Origin of the sequence: Ensifer adhaerens (assembly GCF_002940685.1) — a bacterium.
Classification (GTDB): domain Bacteria; phylum Pseudomonadota; class Alphaproteobacteria; order Rhizobiales; family Rhizobiaceae; genus Ensifer; species Ensifer adhaerens_E.
The window spans coordinates 65,971-84,565 of sequence record NZ_PNFP01000022.1; the positions used below are offsets into that span (position 1 = coordinate 65,971).

16 protein-coding genes are annotated in these 18,595 nt (G+C 61.2%); 12 read left to right on the forward strand and 4 right to left on the reverse strand.

The window, feature by feature from the left end:
- Positions 1-19 precede the first annotated feature (19 nt).
- From C1A35_RS31335 to C1A35_RS31360, 6 genes are all read left to right on the forward strand, one after another.
- Positions 20-616, forward strand: a complete 597-nt coding sequence (locus C1A35_RS31335) for a 2-hydroxychromene-2-carboxylate isomerase (protein WP_104668140.1) — start codon at positions 20-22, stop codon at positions 614-616.
- Between the two features lie 39 nt (positions 617-655).
- Positions 656-1,846: a cystathionine beta-lyase gene (locus C1A35_RS31340; RefSeq protein WP_104668141.1), complete on the forward strand. Its 1,191-nt coding sequence runs from the start codon at positions 656-658 to the stop codon at positions 1,844-1,846.
- A 236-nt stretch (positions 1,847-2,082) separates the two neighbouring features.
- The gene (locus tag C1A35_RS31345; protein WP_234823071.1) at positions 2,083-2,448 is read left to right on the forward strand and encodes a hypothetical protein; all 366 of its coding nucleotides are present in this window, start codon (positions 2,083-2,085) and stop codon (positions 2,446-2,448) included.
- 112 nt (positions 2,449-2,560) lie between these two features.
- Positions 2,561-2,962, forward strand: coding sequence for a FixH family protein (locus C1A35_RS31350; RefSeq protein ID WP_104668143.1), 402 nt, complete (start codon positions 2,561-2,563; stop codon positions 2,960-2,962).
- Positions 2,959-4,389 carry an efflux RND transporter periplasmic adaptor subunit gene (locus C1A35_RS31355; RefSeq protein WP_104668144.1) on the forward strand — a complete coding sequence of 477 codons (1,431 nt, stop codon included), beginning with the start codon at positions 2,959-2,961 and terminating at the stop codon, positions 4,387-4,389. The genes C1A35_RS31350 and C1A35_RS31355 overlap by 4 nt, the downstream gene beginning before the upstream one ends.
- The gene (locus tag C1A35_RS31360; RefSeq protein ID WP_104668145.1) at positions 4,386-7,559 is read left to right on the forward strand and encodes an efflux RND transporter permease subunit; all 3,174 of its coding nucleotides are present in this window, start codon (positions 4,386-4,388) and stop codon (positions 7,557-7,559) included. The genes C1A35_RS31355 and C1A35_RS31360 overlap by 4 nt, the downstream gene beginning before the upstream one ends.
- 292 nt (positions 7,560-7,851) lie before the next feature.
- Here C1A35_RS31360 and C1A35_RS31365 read toward each other — a convergent pair whose 3' ends face one another.
- Positions 7,852-8,451: a PAS and helix-turn-helix domain-containing protein gene (locus C1A35_RS31365; RefSeq protein WP_234823072.1), complete on the reverse strand. Its 600-nt coding sequence runs from the start codon at positions 8,449-8,451 to the stop codon at positions 7,852-7,854.
- Positions 8,452-8,527: 76 nt separating this feature from the next.
- Between C1A35_RS31365 and C1A35_RS31370 the strand changes: the two genes are divergently transcribed.
- The 3 genes from C1A35_RS31370 to C1A35_RS31380 all read left to right on the forward strand — a co-directional run bounded on the left by C1A35_RS31370 (position 8,528) and on the right by C1A35_RS31380 (position 10,195).
- Complete coding sequence (locus C1A35_RS31370; RefSeq protein WP_104668146.1) at positions 8,528-9,244, forward strand: CoA transferase subunit A; 717 nt, start codon at positions 8,528-8,530, stop codon at positions 9,242-9,244.
- Positions 9,244-9,885 carry a 3-oxoacid CoA-transferase subunit B gene (locus tag C1A35_RS31375; RefSeq protein WP_104668147.1) on the forward strand — a complete coding sequence of 214 codons (642 nt, stop codon included), beginning with the start codon at positions 9,244-9,246 and terminating at the stop codon, positions 9,883-9,885. Before C1A35_RS31370 ends, C1A35_RS31375 begins: the two co-directional genes overlap by 1 nt.
- A 121-nt stretch (positions 9,886-10,006) precedes the next feature.
- Positions 10,007-10,195: an alpha-hydroxy-acid oxidizing protein gene (locus C1A35_RS31380; RefSeq protein WP_199773079.1), complete on the forward strand. Its 189-nt coding sequence runs from the start codon at positions 10,007-10,009 to the stop codon at positions 10,193-10,195.
- Positions 10,196-10,904: 709 nt separating this feature from the next.
- On the opposite strand, the gene C1A35_RS31390 is transcribed toward C1A35_RS31380, so the two are convergent.
- Entirely contained in the window at positions 10,905-11,222 is a 318-nt protein-coding gene (locus C1A35_RS31390; protein ID WP_104668149.1) for a hypothetical protein, read from the reverse strand.
- Between the two features lie 133 nt (positions 11,223-11,355).
- Positions 11,356-12,888: a sensor domain-containing diguanylate cyclase gene (locus C1A35_RS31395; RefSeq protein WP_234823073.1), complete on the reverse strand. Its 1,533-nt coding sequence runs from the start codon at positions 12,886-12,888 to the stop codon at positions 11,356-11,358.
- A gap of 852 nt (positions 12,889-13,740) precedes the next feature.
- Here C1A35_RS31395 and C1A35_RS31400 point away from each other — a divergent pair.
- Entirely contained in the window at positions 13,741-14,547 is an 807-nt protein-coding gene (locus C1A35_RS31400) for a hypothetical protein (protein ID WP_104668151.1), read from the forward strand.
- Between the two features lie 210 nt (positions 14,548-14,757).
- Positions 14,758-15,687 carry a DUF3829 domain-containing protein gene (locus C1A35_RS31405; RefSeq protein ID WP_272939279.1) on the forward strand — a complete coding sequence of 310 codons (930 nt, stop codon included), beginning with the start codon at positions 14,758-14,760 and terminating at the stop codon, positions 15,685-15,687.
- Positions 15,688-15,758: 71 nt separating this feature from the next.
- Here C1A35_RS31405 and C1A35_RS31410 read toward each other — a convergent pair whose 3' ends face one another.
- Positions 15,759-16,793, reverse strand: a complete 1,035-nt coding sequence (locus tag C1A35_RS31410) for a fatty acid desaturase (RefSeq protein WP_104668153.1) — start codon at positions 16,791-16,793, stop codon at positions 15,759-15,761.
- Positions 16,794-17,372: 579 nt separating this feature from the next.
- Between C1A35_RS31410 and C1A35_RS31415 the strand changes: the two genes are divergently transcribed.
- On the forward strand, positions 17,373-18,581 hold the full coding sequence (locus C1A35_RS31415; protein WP_104668154.1) for an NADH:flavin oxidoreductase/NADH oxidase family protein: 1,209 nt from the start codon (positions 17,373-17,375) through the stop codon (positions 18,579-18,581).
- Positions 18,582-18,595 lie beyond the last annotated feature (14 nt).

Here is an 18,595-nt window from a genome sequence, read left to right on the forward strand (position 1 = left end):
GCAAAACAGGAACATATGAGTGCCAAAGACGATCGACTACTTCTTCTCCATCGGCTCGCCGTGGTCCCATATCGGCTTCGACACGCTGGTCGGGCTTGCTACGCGCCATGGTGCGGAGATCAAGCCCTATCTTGCTACCGTCATCGAAGAGAATGGCGGGATTTTCTCCCGAAATCGACCAGATGTCCGCCGCGCCTATGGGACGCGAGACCTGACCCGGTGGGCGCGCGTGCGCGCAAAGCTGCTACGACTTGACGGGAGAGGCGGACTTGCCGACCCGACATCCGCGTCGCTGATCGTGATAGCGGCCTATCTCGACGGGAAGGACTGGATCAGTCTCACAAGCGCGCTGCAACATGCTTTCTGGGCCGAGGCCAGGGACATTGGCAGTCCGGATGTGCGCGAAGCGATCGCGCGGACCGCGGGTCTTGACGGTACGGCCCTCGTCCGGCGCGAGGCGGATGAAGACGTCAAGGCAAAGTGGGTGGGTGATCGCGATCATGCCGTTGCAGGCGGTGTTTTCGGCTTCCCGACCTACCGCTATGATGGTGAACTCTATTGGGGACAGGACAACCTGTCCTTCCTGGAGCGCCATCTGGGTGGTGACCGGCCATAGCCTCTCGATCGATCTCAATCCTCCAAAGAGCATGCGACAATGAATGACAAAGCAAACGCCAGCGCCAAGCCTGGTCCGCAGACACAGTTGATCAAGGCTGGACATGACCCGGCCGGTCAGCGCGGCTTCATAAATCCACCGGTCGTTCACGGGTCGACTGTGCTCTTTCCCGACGCGCATACGATGGAAACGCACGGGCAGAAGTACACCTACGGCACGCGCGGTACGCCAACGACGGACGCACTGTGTGACGCGGTCAACGAACTGGAGGGGGCGGCCGGCACGATCCTTGTGCCCTCCGGTCTTGCCGCCGTCACCGTGCCGCTGCTTGCCTATCTCTCCCCCGGAGATCACGCGCTGATCGTCGATTCCGTCTATGGCAATGTCCGCCAGTTCTGCGACGTCATGCTGGCGCGCCTCAATATCGAAGTGGACTATTACGATCCTTCGCTGGGGGCGGACATCGAGCCGCTTTTTAAACCCAACACCCGGCTTGTCCACACGGAGGCACCAGGCTCCAACACCTTCGAGATCCAGGACATTCCCGCAATCGTCGCCGTGGCTCACCGTCGCGGGGCGATCGTCACGATGGACAATACCTGGGCGACGCCGATCTATTTCAGGCCGCTCGACTTCGGGGTCGATGTTTCCATCCAGGCGTCCACCAAATATCCGGCCGGCCATGCCGACATCCTGTTTGGAACGGTGTCGGCAAACAATGAACATTGGCCGCGGTTGAAGGAGGTGAACGGGTTGCTTGGTCTTTGTGCTGCACCCGATGACGCGTATCAGGTCCTTCGAGGCTTGCGAACACTTGGAATTCGCCTGGACCGCCACCAGAAGAGCGCGCTTGAGATTGCGACATGGCTCGAAGGACGCGATGACATCGCCCGTGTTCTGCACCCCGCGATGCCGAGTTTTCCCGGCCACGACATCTGGAAGCGTGATTTCAAGGGAGCCAGCGGCGTCTTCTCGATTGTCCTTCGCGCGGAGCATGAAGACAGGTTCAAGGCGAAAGCCCAGGCTTTTTTGGACGCGCTAACGATATTTGGTTTGGGGTATTCCTGGGGCGGATTTGCCTCGCTCGCGCTTCACGTCAATCTTCACGAGCGCAAGGTGACGCCCGTGCCGACCGAAGGGCCGGTCTTGCGCCTTCAAATCGGATTGGAAGATGTTGACGACCTCAAGGCGGATCTCGGACGGGCACTTGCTGTTGCTCGAGCAGCCTAGCTGGTGTGCGAAATTGGTCGCGATCTTCGTCGGATTTCCCGTGCGTCAGCGTGCACTGTTCTCGTGCCGCGTTCGCCGAGCGCTCCCCGAACGGTGCTTGCGGCGTAAGCCTCAGTGCAACGACAGGGTCCGTGGTTTGTCTCCGTTCAAGGCGTTGCAGTTCTCCGAAGCGGCGGTCAGTCGCAACTTTCCGTGACCGTCTTCCAATGCGCATCGGGCTATGCAAGCATAAGCGCATGTTCGTAGTCGTTGCGCTCCGGCGCTTTTTCTGTCTGTTGGCGTTGCTCGGGGTCGTGCTTGGTCCCGTGAGTGTCGGCACGGCTGCGAGCGCCATGGCTCTTTCGTCCGAAATGCAGATGGATGCGATGGCCGGCATGGGCGACATGCCCTGCTGCCCGGAGCAGCAACCTGCTCAGAAGAACGATTGCGGAAAGACGTGTCCGCTTGCGCTCGTCTGCTCTTCGCTCATCCTCGCGCACGGCAGCAAGGCCTGTAGCTGGCGCGTCGATCTGTCGACACGCGACCTCTCGCATCCGGTCCTCCAGGAAAACCGCCCGCCGTCTGCCCTCGTCGAGCCGCCGGCGCGACCTCCCAAAGCCTGATCTCACTCGCTGAATGAAACCGGACGGCCGCTTTCCAGACGGAGAGCGTCCTTCCGACCGTAGTTTTTCATGGACGCGGCCCGAAGCGCCGGTCCTTGCGTGAGATTTCAACATGACAAACATCTTTTCTCCGAGGACGATCCTCGGTTCGGCTGCCATCATTCTGGCTGCAACCACCACATCTTTCGCCGCCGCGACCGACTACGAGTTCCAGCTCGTGCAGTCTGAAGTCCCGCACGGTCCCGAGGCGACCGTCGCCGTGCGCCTGATCGACAAGAGGACAGCAAAGCCCGTGCCGGACGCGGTCATCTTCAGCACGAGGATGGACATGGCACCGGAGGGAATGGAGGCGATGACCGCGCCGGTCGAATCCCAACCGTCAACGGAAGCCGGCATCTATTCGTTCAAGACCAATCTCAGCATGGAGGGCGGATGGCGCTTCAAGCTGGCGGCCAAGGTCCAGGGTGAGACCGAAACCGTCCAGGGCGAACTGGTTCTGCAGGCACAGCCGTGACCACGTCCAGATTTCTGCTCCTCTTCAGCTCCCTCGCCATCGCCGGCGGGGGAGGGTACGCGGCTGGCACGCACGGTCTTGCCACCCACATCAACAAGATCATCTCCGAGCAGGCGCTCGGGGAAACCATGCCACCAGCAGCCGAGCCGGCTGGCAAGGTCATCTACTACAGGCATCCGGACGGCCTACCGGAATATGCTGCAACGCCGAGGAAAACCGCCGACGGTCGTGATTTCATCGGCGTTCGCGAGAGCGAGGACGTCGCATTCGAGACGGTGAAGAAGGCCACGGCTGAAAAGGTCGAAGCGCCGCCGACCACGGGCGAGCGAAAGATCCTCTACTACCGCAACCCGATGGGCCTTCCGGATACGTCGAAGGTGCCGAAGAAGGACACCATGGGCATGGACTATCTTCCCGTCTATGACGGCGAGGAGGCTGACAGCTCCGTCGTCAAGGTCTCACTCGGCAAGCTTCAGCGGACCGGAGTAAAGACGGCGACGGCGGAGAACGCCATCGTCAGCCGCCAGGTGCGGGTGCCGGGAACGATCACATTCGACGAGCGGCTCGTCCGGATCGTCTCGATGCGCGTCAACGCCTTCATCGAGGGCGTCGCCGATGTGACGACCGGCGACCGGGTGCTGAAGGGCGACGAACTCTTCCGCTTCTTCTCCAAGGACATCGCCAGGGCCGGGGCCGAATACGCCACGGAACTACGCGGCGGCGGCAAACCGGACCTCGATGTCGGCGGTGCATTGCAACTGCGCAATCTCGGTGTGCCGGAAGAGACCGTCAAAGCGATCGCCCAAAGCCGGACTGTTCCCAGAAGCATCGCCTATCTGTCGCCAAGCGACGGCGTGGTTCTCGAGCGCAGCGCGACGACGGGCATGATGGCGGAAGCGGGCGACGTCCTGTTCCGCATTGCCGACATGTCGAAGGTATGGGTGGTCGCCGACGTTCCTGAATTCGACGCCGCCACCATCCGCAAGGGCGCGCAGGCGACAGTCCGGGTGAGGAATTTGCCAGGCAAGACCTTCGAGGGGACTGTCGATCTGATCTATCCCGAGCTTCAGTCGCAAACGCGAACGACCAAGGTGAGGATCGAGCTTTCAAACGCCGAAGGTCTGCTGCTCGCGAACATGTACGCCGAAGTCGAGATCGCCTCGGGCGAACAGGCGCCGGTCGTCGCGGTGCCCAACAGCGCCGTCATCGACACGGGCGACCGGCAGGTGGTGTTCGTCGACAGGGGAGAAGGCCGCTTTGAACCGCGCGACGTCACACTCGGAATGCGCGGCGACGACCGGACGGAGATCAGGAAAGGGGTCGAAGCCGGAGAGAAGATCGTCGTCTCCGCGAACTTCCTGCTCGATGCCGAGAGCAACCTCAATGCGGCGCTGAACGTCCTCACGGCGGGCGAGGTGAAGCCATGATCGCGAACGTCATTGCCTGGTCTGCCCGCAATCTGGTGCTGATCATCGTCGGCGCAGCACTGTCGATCGCCGCGGGGATCTACTCGCTGCGCTCGCTTCCGCTCGACGCCATCCCCGACCTCTCTGACGTGCAGGTTATCGTCTTCACCGACTATCCCGGCCAGGCACCGCAGGTGGTCGAGGACCAGGTCACTTATCCGCTGACGACGTCGATGCTGACAGTCCCCCGGTCGAAGGTCGTGCGCGGCTTCTCGTTCTTCGGCATCTCCTTCGTCTACGTCATCTTCGAGGACGGGACCGATCCCTATTGGGCGCGAAGTCGTGTGCTCGAGTACCTCAACGCCGCCGCAAGCCGGCTTCCCGACGGCGTCTCGCCGAGCCTCGGCCCGGACGCCACAGGTGTCGGCTGGGTCTACCAATACGCCCTTGTTGCCAAAGAGCTGTCGCTCGCCGAGCTGCGCTCGCTGCAGGACTGGGTCGTGCGCTTCGCCGCCTCGAAGTCCGATGGTGTCGCAGAGGTGGCGAGTGTCGGCGGTTTCGTCAAACAGTATTCCGTCGTCGTCGATCCGGCGCGCCTGCGCGCCCAGAACGTGACACTGAAACAGATCGTCGACGCGGTCCGCGCCAGCAATCGGGACGTCGGCGGGCGAACAGTCGAGATTTCGGAATTCGAATTCATGGTCCGCGGCCGCGGCTATCTGCAAGGCATCAAGGACATCGAGAACATCGTGCTGATGACCGAAGGCGGAGCTCCACTGCGCCTCGGCGACGTCGCGCGGGTCGAAACGGTCCCCGACGAGCGACGTGGCATCACCGAGCTCAACGGCGAAGGCGAGGTCGCAAGCGGCATCGTGCTGCAGCGGGTCGGCGAGAACGCCCTCAACGTCATTGATAGCACCAAGAAGAGCCTGGCGGCGATCAAGGATAGCCTGCCGGCTGGCACCGAAATCGTTCCGGTCTATGACCGTTCGGAGCTGATCAAGGCGGCGATCGAGACGCTCAAGGGCACGCTGGTCGAAGAGTCGATCATCGTCGCCCTGGTGACGATCGCCTTCCTCCTGCATGTGCGGAGCGCGCTCGTCGCCATCATCATGTTACCGATCGGCATCCTGATCTCCTTCATCGCGATGCGGGCGCTCGGCATCGGGGCGAACATCATGAGCCTCGGCGGCATAGCGATTGCCATCGGTGCGATGATCGATGCGGCGATCGTCATGATCGAGAACGCCCACAAGCACCTGGAGCGCGCGCCACCCGACAGGCCGCGTACCGAGATCCTGATCGAAGCGGCAAGCGAAGTAGGCCCGGCGCTGTTCTTCAGCCTGCTGATCATCACCGTGTCGTTCCTGCCGATCTTCACACTGGAATCGCAGGAGGGGCGGTTGTTCGGACCGCTTGCCTTCACGAAGACCTTCGCGATGGCGGCGGCAGCCCTGCTGTCGGTGACCCTCGTTCCGGCACTGATGGTCCTGTTCGTGCGTGGCCGGATCGTGCCCGAGCACAAGAACCCGCTCAACCGCTTCCTGATCTGGACCTACCGCCCGATCATTGCCGGCGTGCTGCGCGCAAAGACCATCACGATCCTGCTCGCGGTCGCAGCCCTCGCCGCAACGGTCTGGCCGGCGCGCCAGATCGGCAGCGAGTTCATGCCGACCTTGAACGAAGGCACGCTGATGTACATGCCGACGACCTTGCCCGGCCTGTCGGTGAGCAAGGCGGCTGAGTTGATGCAGACCCAGGACCGCATCATCAAGTCCTTTCCGGAGGTCGAGACGGTCTTCGGCAAGGCGGGCAGGGCGCTGACCGCCACCGACCCCGCGCCGACGGAGATGTTCGAGACGATCATCACCCTGAAGCCGAAGTCGGAATGGCGTCCGGGCGTGACCATCGACAGCCTCAAGCGGGAGATGGACGCGGCGTTGCAGTTTCCCGGTGTCTCAAACGCCTGGACCATGCCGATCCGCGCCCGCATCGACATGTTGTCGACGGGCATCCGCACGCCCGTGGGCGTGAAGGTCTACGGGAGCGACCTCAAGGAGATGGAACGGATGGCGCGCGACATCGAGACGGTGTTGAAGGCGATCCCCGGCACGTCGAGCGCCTATGCCGAGCGTATCATTGGGGGATACTTCCTCGACATTGTGCCTGACCGCACGGCACTCGGGCGCTACGGCCTCAGCATCGGCGACGTCCAGGATGTGATCTCCACGGCGCTTGGGTCCGAAGTGGTCACCCGGACGGTCGAGGGAGGGGAGCGCTACGGCGTTGCCGTCCGTTACCCGCGGGCCTTCCGCAGCGATCCGCAGTCGATCGCCCGTGATGTCCAGGTCGCGCTTCCCGGCGGCGGTACGGTGCCGCTCGGCGCGGTCGCCGACGTCAAGCTCGAACGCGGTGCGACGACGATCCGGACCGAGAATGGCCAGCTTGCGGTCTATATCTTCGTCGATATTGCCGACCGCGACCTCGGCGGCTATGTCGCCGAAGCTCAGGAGGCCGTCGCAAAGACCGTGTCGCTACCATCGGGCTATTCGGTCGCCTGGAGCGGGCAGTACGAATATCTGGAACGGGCAAAGGCGCGCCTCGCAATCGTCGTGCCACTGACGCTCGCGCTGATCTTCCTGCTGCTCTACCTGAACTTCAGGGCACTGACGGAAACCCTCATCGTCATGCTGTCGCTGCCCTTCGCGCTCGTTGGCGGCATATGGCTGATGTGGTGGTTGGGCTTCAATGCATCGGTGGCGGTGGTCGTCGGCTTCATTGCGCTAGCCGGCGTGGCGGCTGAGACGGGTGTAATCATGCTGATCTATCTCGACCAGGCGCTTCGCGAGAGGCGTGAAGAATGCGCCAGCGAAAAGCGCGCCTTCACGCGGGACGACCTGCATCACGCGATCATGGTCGGAGCCGTGGAAAGGGTGCGACCGAAGATGATGACGGTGGTCGCGATCACCGCGGGGCTGGTGCCGATCCTCTGGAGTACCGGGGCCGGATCGGAAATCATGCAGCGCATCGCCGTGCCGATGATCGGCGGCATGATTTCGTCGACGGTGCTGACGCTCGCCGTCATCCCGGCAATCTACGGACTGGTGAAGGGCTGGCGGCTGCCAGCCCGCGCCGACGAACGGCCAGCGGTCGAGGCCGCCGAGATGACGCTCAAGGAAGCGGCCGAATGACGAATGGAGGCCATGCGCCGCGGTCTGGGCCGGCATCGCGCCACGCGGCTACGCTCCCGGTTGTCGAAGAACGGTTGCGCTTCGACGGCGGCGAGGAACCATCAAGGCGTTCAGACACCCGCGTGTCGGGCATGCGAAGCCGTAGGCAGACGAGGGGTGCGGAACCCGCTGCAGCCAACGAGAAATGCGACGTGAGCGAAACGATCGCGGGCGCGCACCCGGCAAGAACTGCGTCACGTCGGCTCTCGTTATGACTTTTCGCACGCCCGCCGGGTGTCCTCACTCAACCAAATCAGTTGCTGTCATTCGACGGTCCGTAGACGAACCATGTGGTGAGTTGAGCTGAGTTGCAGCAGCCGGTAATCTTCATCAGGCGGGCGCGGTGGGACTCAATGGTGCGCACCGAGAGGTCCAGCTCCTTGGCGATACGGGCATTGGTCTTGCCCTGCGAAACCAGCGTGAGGATCTGATGTTGGCGTTCGGTGAGGGAAACCTGCGGGCTGGTTGTCGGACGATTCAATCTCTGGAAACAGTAGAGGGCATGCGCGAAGGGATCCTCGTGCTGGAAGCTCTTGCCCGTCACTTGGCACCAGAAGCGCTGGCCCGTTACGGCCATCATGATGCGCTCGTCATAATAGCTGCGGCTTCCCGGAAGGTGTTCGAGCCACATCCTGCCGGTGCGGATGAAGTCGGAAATCTTCGGATAGAGGACCGCAAAACTGCGGTCGATCAAGTCAGTGCGGCCGTATCCGAACAGCTCGGCGAAGGCATTGTTGCAGTCGCGGATGATCCGGTGGGTCGCATAGACCATCGGCACGGGGATCTCCTCCAGCGAGAAGCGCAGGTGCGCCTCTCCCGTTGAGCCCGCGATTGTCGTGGCACGTTGCTTCATGCAGTAGAAATACTGCTAACAGGCGCCCCTGTTCAAGGCGTAGCTTTCTTCCGCAATCAGTCCTGTGGGAGGCAGCATGCGGAAAATCTACAGTGATGCGACGACGGCCCTGGCGGGGCTGCTCAAGGACGGCATGACGATCATGGCGGGGGGCTTCGGCCTTTGCGGCATCCCCGAAACGCTCATTGGTGCCGTGCGCCTGTCGGGCGCGCGCGGGCTGACCATCATCTCCAATAACGCCGGCGTCGATGGCGTCGGCCTCGGACTGCTGTTGGAAACGCGTCAGGTCGACAAGATGATCTCGTCTTATGTCGGCGAGAATGCACTCTTCGCGCAGCAATATCTTGCCGGGGAGCTTCAAATCGAATTCAATCCGCAGGGCACGCTCGCAGAGCGCATCCGCGCCGGCGGCGCTGGCATCCCTGCCTTCTACACCAGGACGGGTGTCGGTACGGAGATCGCCGAAGGGAAGGACGTGCGTGAATTCAGCGGCGACCTCTACGTCATGGAAACCGGCCTGTTCGCCGATCTCGCCCTGGTGCACGCCTATCTCGGCGATACGAACGGCAATCTCGTTTATCGCAAGACGGCGCGCAACTTCAATCCGATGATGGCGACCGCAGCCCACACCACGGTGGCGGAGGTCGAGCGGTTGGTCGACCCCGGCGCCCTCGATCCTGACCATATACACACGCCCGGCATCTATATCTCGCGTCTCATCGAGGTGCAGGACGTGGTGAAACGGATCGAAAAGCGCACAGTGCGGGCACGGGAACAGGAGGGGGTTAACTAATGGCTTGGACACGGGACGAAATGGCGGCACGCGCCGCACAGGAGTTGCAGGACGGCTTCTACGTTAACCTCGGTATCGGCATCCCGACGCTGGTCGCCAATTACATCCCGGCCGGTATGCATGTGACGCTGCAAAGCGAGAACGGCATGCTCGGCATGGGCCCCTTTCCTTATGAGGGCGATGAGGATGCCGATCTGATCAATGCCGGCAAGCAGACGATCAGCCAGCTTCCCGGTAGCAGCTTCTTCTCCAGCGCTGACAGCTTCGCGATGATCCGCGGCGGGCATATCGATCTCTCCATCCTCGGCGCGATGCAGGTGGCGGAGAACGGCGACCTCGCCAACTGGATGATTCCCGGCAAGATGGTCAAGGGTATGGGCGGCGCGATGGACCTTGTCGCCGGCGTCAAACGCGTCGTCGTCGTCATGGAACACGAGGCGCGCGGCGAATCCAAGGTGTTGAAACACTGCACCCTGCCGCTGACCGGTAGCCGCGTCGTGGATCTCGTGATCACCGACCTCGCCGTCTTCACGGTGGCAAGGCGCGGCGAGGCCGCGTTGACTTTGGTGGAGCTTGCCCCCGGTGTAAGCGTTGACGAGGTGCACGCAAAGACTGAAGTGCATTTTTCTATCGCACTTTGACGTGCCTCGTGGCCGCCGCGTGACCATTCAACGACGAGCGTCGGACCGGCGCCCGTCAGACTGTCTGCCGAGCCTCGTTGGGTTCAGCCTCCAAGATGGCGTTTCACGCCCGAGGGTAAACTTGCGTCTGCTGTGTCTTGAGCGGTCGCGGGCTATTGCCGGCGGCAGGTACCTCGGCGGCTCCGAAGGGGTCAATTCCGTTGTTCATCAGCTGAACAAGGAGCTGACCATCAACATGATGCTCGGTGGCGCGAAAACGATCGAAGAGGTCAAGAACATAAGGCTATATGCCGACGAGGACTTCGAGTAACGCCTGACGGTATCGTGGTGCACACGGCGGCGATTTCGTCGTCGCCTCTGACCGTTGACGAACCCGTCGATATTTCGGCGGGTTTTGTCTTGGCGTTCACGTCGGTCCGTTGCTGCCGGCGCGAGGTGTCCGGGTGCATGCCCTAAGCTGCGTTTGCTGGCGCCGTTCGACGCAGGCGCAAAGGCGAACCAGGCCCTTGAACGCGAGAGGCAAACCCATATAGAAGGCAGCTTCAGATACTGAAGGAGATTTAATATCAAGAAGTTGGTTCAAGTTGTTATCGTCATTTCCGTTGCGGTCGTGGTGATGTTTGGTGGGCGCTGGTACATGTATGTCGCGTTTGGCGAAAGCCCTTATGACGAGGTAGGAATCGCGCTGAATGGCTACATGCCGCTCCCCTTGCGGAGATGGGGCTGCCAGAAGATGCAATCGAGGTTCGAAGGCACACCTCCGCCTTACTGGTGCAGTGGACCGGATGGGCGCAGCTGGCTCTGATTTTCGAATTCACTCGGCGGCTCGCACCGCCCCGGTCGCTCCGCATCGCCACAAGTGAAGGTGGCAGCATTGGCTGGTTGGGTCTTGTGGGTCCGTAGCTCGTGATCCGGTTCGTCTGCCCGTTCATCGACCGATTCACGATCTTACCGGCAACGTCAACGACGCTCGTGCTGACACGTCCCTGGTTTCGGGGAGTTCGGCATCGGATTTTGGATCAACTCGATCCAGCCGTTCTTAGTGGCGCGTCCACTCGGGACTGGTCGCCGCTCTCGCACAGAACCTCGGTCAGGTATTCGAGCAGGCTCCCCACGGCTGGCGAGAGCGCCTTCGTCGAAGGGGAAACTGCGTAGATCGCGCTTGCCTCGGGATAAGCAACAGGAAATAGCGGTATCAGTCGGCCAGTTTCAAGATCATCAAGAATCATGAGGCGGCTGGCAACCAGGCATTGCGGGTTGCCACCCAGGTGGCGGGTTTGGAGCGTCGTGTGCTCGTGGGGATCGATGCCTTCCTGAATGGCCTTCGCCGATGACATCGACGCGCCGGTTAAGGCATTTGAGCTGCAAGTCGATTTTCGGAATTCGAAAGGGCAGCGCCAGTTCGACTCAAGGGCGCAAAGCTCGGAGACCGCCGCCGAGCGCTGCCTTAGGAATGCGGAAGCATGCAGGCTATTTGGTCAAAGTACCAAAGACCGGGTCCACGTGATGCCTCGATCCTGGCATCAACGCCATTTTGGTTCGATTGCGGCCCGAAAGCTTGGCATCGTAAAGTAGCTTGTCGGCCTGTTCGTAGAGTTCTGCGAAATCAACATCAGTCTTTGGAGACGCACGCACCACTCCCATGCTGGCGGTCACGGGTCGCCCAAGGCGTGGAACCGAATTGGCGACGACGAGGGGAATTGCCTGGCGGCGGCGCTCCGCCCGAGCCTGGGCATCTTCGCCGCGCGCAAGAAGCACGAACTCCTCGCCGCCGAGGCGGAACGCGTGAACCTGCGGGTCCGCCTGTAGCGCTTCGGCCACGGCTTTCAGCACGGCGTCGCCGACCACGTGGCCGTGAACATCATTGATTGCCTTGAAGTGGTCCAGGTCGAGCACCGCAAGTGTGCCGAAGCCCTCGCCGCGAAACGTCTCGAAATTCTGCTCGATTGCGCGCCGGTTGAGCAATCCGGTCAATGCGTCGCGTTCGGACAGACGCTCAAGCACGTCTGCCTCGAAGCGGGCGCTGTCTCGCTGGCGCTTGATCGTCATGAAACGGTCCGCCACACCGAGGGCGGTGAACAAGACTTCGCATGCGCACCCCGCGTAGAAGAGGAGCATAGCGTCGTTGCTCTCCAACCAGGGAAGCACGCCCGTTGCCAAGCGTACCAACCCGGCCATGATGACAGGGGTATAGCCGATCGCCTGGAACTTGGCGGCTCGACTTCCGCGCCGCAGTGCGTCGGCAACTGACAGCATGAAGATGATGACCACCGGAGCAAAAGCCGCCGTGTAGATGGACGATTGAACAGCGCGTCCTACGAACGGAAATGCGGCGTGAGACAAGCTCAGAAACATCGCCCAGGCGGCGCAATATAGCAGCGAACGCCGCAGGAGCGGATGCATGCGGCCGGGTTCGATGAAGCTGTGGGTAAACATCGCACCTGAAGCGACCGTAACGCCGAAGATCACCGTCGTCATCCAGCTCAACGTCATTGCCGGCGGGTCGAAGAGGACGACGGCAAGTCCCGAAGAGACCAGGATGGTCAGCAGCAAGGAGATCGTGAGCATGGAATGCCAGAGAAGGAATGGCTCGCGCAGGATCCGGTAGAAGGCCGCGTTGAAAATGACCGGCATGGACAGCATCCCGGCAAGGGTAGCCAGGAGAAGCAAGGACTTCAGGAACTCCCGGCCCAAAACAAGGTCAGACGGTGACAGATAGGCTCTCTCCAGCGTCATCCGGTGGCTCGGCAAATCGAACGCGACGACGACCTCTCGCGTATCATCGGTTACGTCGGGCAGAGCTGCCTTGAAATACCCGCCAGACAGCGCGCTCTTGAGTTCACCGGCCGGCACAGACGTCTGGCGTATCGCACCGTCTCGATCGATCGCCAGCAGATGCACAGCGACGAGTGCACTTCGCCTTGAAAACAGATATCGGGGAAGGACTTCGTTCGGACCAATCTCAAAACGCAGCAGCGTCCGCTCGCCTTCAAGCGAATACATCCGATCTCCGCACGTCCAGCGCCCGGGTGTGTTGACGACCGTCACCAAGTCGTCCGACAAACTGCTGGACGTCCAACAAGAGCTCCGAACGTCCGTCGTTTCGGCCGCGCCGAGTGATGCGGTGGCCATAGCTGCAAGCATCACGAAGCTCAGCAATGTCGTCGCGAGCGCTTTTCTCAGGTCATTCCAGGACATCGCTCGACGCTACAAGGTCAAACGTTGAGATGCGGTTACCGACCCCCGAATCAGCCGGTTCGGATGAAATCCAAAGGCAAGGCCAAGATCGACTGGCCGGTCCATAGAACGCGAACCTCTCGTGGGTACTCGTTGCGCGCTCCGAAAGGCGCATGCCTTTTGCATTGATCCTCCTGCGTGATCTTTTTCGAGGTCCGAATTCGCCGGAGATTCCAGGCTATGCGCGCGGGTGTCGATCAGGCATCGCCACCACCTTGCGTAGCGCAAATGGTCTGGCTGACTGTCCGGAAGTGGAGGGGAGCAGCATCCTATCCCTATGATAGGTGTCGACGAACAACGCTGCGCGAACAGGACCAAGAGCAATTGTCAGCGATTTCAAGGAGACCAACAATGAGCGTGTCGGTTGCGCCGCACGCAGTCCAGAGTATCGAAACGTAGGCGTAGGCGCTGCGGGTCTATTCGTCACCGACAACAAGTTTGCCGTCGCGAAACACGCCTCCGCACCGAGATGGGCGTCGAGTTCGACCGCCCCAAGATCAGTCGCCCGCAATAATCGCTGTGGTTGATGCCCTCCGCCTCTTCACCCACCCCTTGTCAATCAAACCTGTCCGAGAGAAACGTCTTTATCCTCGCAGGCTGCTTATCAAACGGAGTGTCATGTCTTTTGTCTTTCGTACCGCACTGTTGGCCTTCGTTCTCGCCACGCCCACGGGGGGCTTCGCGCAGGACACCCAGACCTTTGTGCCCGCCGATGGGGCGTACAGTTTCCAGTATCCGCATGACTTCACGTTGAGCCATATGTTTGCCGATGGGACCGGCGATGTGACGGGCGTTACAGCTTCGACCATGAACAACGGCGATGTGCTCATCACCTTCCTTGGGCCGCGCGATCCTGGCGACATTGCGGTCGTAAGCGAGCAGAGTCGCCAGACCATCGTCGATGAGTTCACGAAGGCCATAGCCGTCCTGCCTTCGATCAAGTTCAGATCATCGGCGCTGACGACCATGCTTGGCCAGCCGGCCGTCGATATGGTGTTCACCAACAAAAGGTTCAAAACCGTCTCGATCAATCGCTACGTCTTCACCGTGCGCGACGGCAAAGCCTACAATTTCGAGTGCGTCTATCGTGAAGACAAGGCGGAGCAATTCGCCCCCGCTTGCGATCTTGCCGTCTCGACCGTGAGCCTGCTTGCCGCCGGTGCAAGTTCAGCCGGTGGCACCGAAGGGCACGAGGCCGGCGACGCTTCGGCAGCCGGAGCTTGCACCGAGCTCGAGCTCAACCGACGTACTGGTGAGGTTGCGGAACTGACCTCCGCCATGCTCATGAAGGACCAGTCTCCGGCGACGATTGCTCGGGTCAAGACGGCGCACGACGCGGCAATGGCTATCGACGCGCGGGCGGGATCGGAGCCGTCAGAAGAGGATTGCACGGCGGTCGACGCTATCATCGCGGCACTGAAGTAGGGATAGCACCTGTTCTCGCCACAATCGCCACGGGGGCCGTCGCTCTACTGCCCGTGTGGCAGCCGCGAGGCATAATATCTGACTATTCGATCCCAGTTTTCTCACGGAGTTTAAATGAAAAACGTGGCACGTATCGCTATCTTGGGCGGTGTCATCGCTCTCGGCGGAGCCTATGCATCAGGAAAACTCAACGACTGGCTGCCGCAGGAAATGAAGGTTGGTGCATCGGGTGCCTCGGTCCTCGGGGATGGCGAAGCCGCACTCCAGTCACAGGATGCGCAACTGGAAGACAAGCTCCAACCCGTCATCGGTTGCCTCAACGACGTGGCCGGTCCGCTGCGCAGCCATGCTGCGGCATATGTCAACGAATACCCACAAATGCTGCAGACGCCCGGCACGACCAGGATCGCGGCCAGCTTCAAGTTGCAGGTGTTCGAGCAGAACAATTCGATCTCGCGCGATTGCATCAAAGGTCTCAGGGGAGCGATTGCCATGGCGCCGGCGGATGCAGGTCTGGACGATCCAGGCAAGGTTTTCGCCGACACGCTGGAGAATCTGATCCCCGTGATGAACGAGGCGGATACCTATTACAGCCGCAAGGACAACGTCGATGATGGCATGGAGAAGGGCAAGGCGCTCGATGGGCAGTTGATGCCGCTCTTCAATACGCTCTTCGAGGCCGAGGACAAGCTAAGGCAGGTCGTGTCGGATCGGAACAACATGCTGCGCGAGAAGCGGCTGGTTGCGATCGAGCACGCATACGGGACGGAGAATTTCGGCTGGCAGACGCTCAATGTCTCGATCTCGGCGCGCCGCGCCATCGATGGCGTCAGCAACCTGGTCGATGCTGGAAAACTGGACCCGCAGTCTGTGGAGACGATCGAGCGCGACTATCAGGCGGCCTTCGACAAGGCTGATGCTTTTGCCAAGGCGCACCCCGAAGTCAAAACCAAGCTGGGCAACAGCCCGAAATGGTTTTCGCTATCCAGCGACTTTAATAGCTTCCTGGCGGATCTGAAGGAATTCCGACGGCTGCTTGCGAACAAGCCGGATCAGCAATCTGTTCAGGCGCAGCTTTCGAAACTGCAAGAGCGCTACAACAGCCTGGTCAGAAGCTACAACATGATCCCCGATGCCTAGCCGCGCAAATTGGGCCGATCAGCGCCGATCCTGGGATCGGCGTGTGAGCAACAATGAGGCGTGGGTGCCCGTTAAACGGCCCCGCTGGCGGCATCGCGGAACGAAACGAGCCTCTGACGTTTGTCATCCCAAAGGACGAGCTTGACGCAACGCAAGCTTTCCCAAAGCGTGATGCGTCCGATATCCGCAAGTTGGGGATGGTCGCGCAGCACTTCCGGCAATCTGTAATACGGGATTCTGCTCGACAGGTGATGCACGTGGTGAATACCGATATTACCGGTCAGCCATCGAAGCACCAGCGGCAGGTCATAGTGCGATGCGCCGTGTAGGGCTGCCCGCGGAAACTGCCAATCGTCTCCCGCCGACCAGTGCGTCTCTTCGAACTGGTGCTGCACGTAGAAGAGCCAGATGCCGGCGGCGCCCGCCAAGAGCACGATCGGCAGGTGGATCAAGAGGAAAGGTCCGAGCCCAATCGCCCAAGCCGCCAAGGCGGAGCACATCAGGATAGCAGCGTTCGTCATCATGGTGGAAACCCAGGGCAGAGCACCGTCGTTCATCATCCCGAAAGGCACACGCTGCTTGAGCAGAAAGAGCCAGGCGGGACCGATGCCGAACATCACAAGCGGGTGCCGATACAGGCGGTAGCGCAGCCGTTTCATGCGTGAAAGCGCTCGGTATTCCGAAATCGTGAGCGTAGTGATGTCGCCGGTTCCCCGCTCGTCCAGATTACCGGCCGAGGCGTGGTGAGCGGCGTGCGACCTGCGCCAGTAGTCGTAAGGCGTCAATGTAAGCACGCCGATAACACGACCTGACCAATCATCGAGGCTGCGACGGGCGAAGAACGAGCCGTGACCGCAATCATGCTGGATCATGAAAAGGCGCAGGAGGAATGCTGCGGCCGGAACGATTGCGATCAGCCCGTACCAAACGCCATGGGCGAGCGAAAAGTAGGCGACGGCCCAGAAGCCGGCGAAGGGGACGGCCGTGACAAGAAGCTCAAAGGCACTGCGCCCTATGCGGGGCTGACGGTACTTCGCGAGGATCTTCAACCATGCTCGGGCATCATGTTCAACAGTCGAAGCCGGTGGGTAGACATGCGTGTTCATCAAAAACTCATCCGTAATCCCTCGCCTCGCAAATCATCTGCCAGGCCAGTGCTTGCATCGGAGTGCAATGGTTCAAAGTGTCAGGCTTGGCAAGCCTTGGACGCCGCGTATAGGCAATCGGGCCGCCTCGTGCGTCGAAACGTCGTCACGGCTGCGCCTTGGCGGAAGAGAATTTCGCGGGACCGTGTCATGGCTTGACAGAATTTGAGTCCTCGGGCGCTGCACGGGGATGCCCGATCCGCCGCCTCCGATGGGAATGGGGGCCACCCGCGCCTGCTTGCCTGCGACTTCACGGCCCAAAGCTTCGCGCTTTGAAAGACAGGACGGCGAGGCGTCGCACGACGCGCGGTCGAGTACTGTCGCTTGGGTGCAGCGCTTGCAGGTTTTCGAACATCGTCCGCCAGTGGCGGCGATTCCGGCGTTGCGGGCAGCACCCGGGCCTCCACATGAGAGGATGACTCTCGATATCGCTGAGTACCGCCGGCCAAGCCACGCCCTTAGATTTGCGTTCATTGGATCCTCCGCATGCCAGGGGGGCTCGCCATCCGACGCAAGGACTGAACGGACGTGGAGATTTAGATGCAACGTGCACCCTTGTTTGAACCGTTCCAATTGCCCTGTGGGGTCACCCTAAGCAATCGGATTGCAAAATCGGCGATGTCCGACTCCTTGGGCGACGGAACGGGCCATCCGACAGCCCAACAGATCAGGCTCTATCAGCGCTGGGCGGCCGGTGGGTTGGCGTTGTCCATAATCGGCGAGGTGCAGCTCACGGCCGATTACGCCGAGAATCCAGGAAATCTGGTGCTCAATGAAGCCTCCGACCTTGAGCGGTTCCGTGAACTTGCCCGACATGGCGGTGAAAGCGGCACCAAGCTCTGGCTGCAACTCGGTCACGCCGGGGCCCTTGCCTACGCGCCGACCAGTCGCCCGAAAGGCCCGAGCGCCTTCAACCTGCCGGGGCTGTGTTGCGTGGAAATAACGCGAGACGAAATACGCCAATTGCCCGAGCAGTTTGCCCGTACAGCCCGGTTAGCGCAGCAGGCCGGTTTTGGCGGCGTGCAAATTCACGCAGCGCACGGATTCCTGCTTGGCCAGTTTCTATCGCCATTGTTCAACAAGCGGAGCGACGAATACGGAGGGGCAATTGCCAATCGTATGCGACCGTTGCTGGAGGCTGTCGAGGCGACACGCGCTGCCGTCGGACCGCGTTTCCCGATCGCTGTGAAACTCAATTCCTCAGACGAACTTGAGGGCGGATTCGACGAAGATGACGCGCTCAAGGTGATGGCGGCGCTCGATGGGTCTTCGATCGACCTGATCGACATCAGCGGCGGCACCTACTTCCCCGGAGCAAAGTCCGCCTCCGACAGAGCGGGACACGGACCCTACTTCCTCGAGTTTGCAAGGCGTGCCCGCGCCGTAACGAGCAAGCCCCTGATGCTGACCGGTGGTTTCAAAACGCGTGCGCAGGCCGAAGACGCCGTGGCGAGCGGTGCAGTCGATTTTGTCGGTCTTGCGCGTGCGCTCGTCCTGGAGCCTTCACTTCCCATCCTGTGGAAGGCGGATCGGAAACCCGAGCCGCTTTTTCCCAGATTCTCCGACGCCCCGGAGGGCGGGGTCACCGCGTGGTACACGATGCGGCTCGCCGAGATTGGCGCTGACAAGGAAACGCCGGATTTCGCCGAACTCGGACAGGCAATCCGCAACTACGAAGCCGGCAACAGATCTCGAACAGAGGTTTGGTTGCGTCACTTTTCCAACGAATCCGGGCAATCGAAAGAGTGATCGGTGCCTCACGA

What these genes read in the sequence shown, in the direction of transcription:
- C1A35_RS31340 (WP_104668141.1), top strand. Translation starts at nt 656, where the DNA reads ATGAATGACAAAGCAAACGCCAGCGCCAAGCCTGGTCCGCAGACACAG.
- C1A35_RS31345 (WP_234823071.1), top strand. Translation starts at nt 2,083, where the DNA reads ATGTTCGTAGTCGTTGCGCTCCGGCGCTTTTTCTGTCTGTTGGCGTTG.
- C1A35_RS31350 (WP_104668143.1), top strand. Translation starts at nt 2,561, where the DNA reads ATGACAAACATCTTTTCTCCGAGGACGATCCTCGGTTCGGCTGCCATC.
- C1A35_RS31360 (WP_104668145.1), top strand. Translation starts at nt 4,386, where the DNA reads ATGATCGCGAACGTCATTGCCTGGTCTGCCCGCAATCTGGTGCTGATC.
- C1A35_RS31365 (WP_234823072.1), bottom strand. Translation starts at nt 8,451, where the DNA reads ATGAAGCAACGTGCCACGACAATCGCGGGCTCAACGGGAGAGGCGCAC.
- C1A35_RS31370 (WP_104668146.1), top strand. Translation starts at nt 8,528, where the DNA reads ATGCGGAAAATCTACAGTGATGCGACGACGGCCCTGGCGGGGCTGCTC.
- C1A35_RS31375 (WP_104668147.1), top strand. Translation starts at nt 9,244, where the DNA reads ATGGCTTGGACACGGGACGAAATGGCGGCACGCGCCGCACAGGAGTTG.
- C1A35_RS31390 (WP_104668149.1), bottom strand. Translation starts at nt 11,222, where the DNA reads ATGTCATCGGCGAAGGCCATTCAGGAAGGCATCGATCCCCACGAGCAC.
- C1A35_RS31395 (WP_234823073.1), bottom strand. Translation starts at nt 12,888, where the DNA reads ATGTATTCGCTTGAAGGCGAGCGGACGCTGCTGCGTTTTGAGATTGGT.
- C1A35_RS31400 (WP_104668151.1), top strand. Translation starts at nt 13,741, where the DNA reads ATGTCTTTTGTCTTTCGTACCGCACTGTTGGCCTTCGTTCTCGCCACG.
- C1A35_RS31405 (WP_272939279.1), top strand. Translation starts at nt 14,758, where the DNA reads ATGAAGGTTGGTGCATCGGGTGCCTCGGTCCTCGGGGATGGCGAAGCC.
- C1A35_RS31410 (WP_104668153.1), bottom strand. Translation starts at nt 16,793, where the DNA reads ATGAACACGCATGTCTACCCACCGGCTTCGACTGTTGAACATGATGCC.
- C1A35_RS31415 (WP_104668154.1), top strand. Translation starts at nt 17,373, where the DNA reads ATGCAACGTGCACCCTTGTTTGAACCGTTCCAATTGCCCTGTGGGGTC.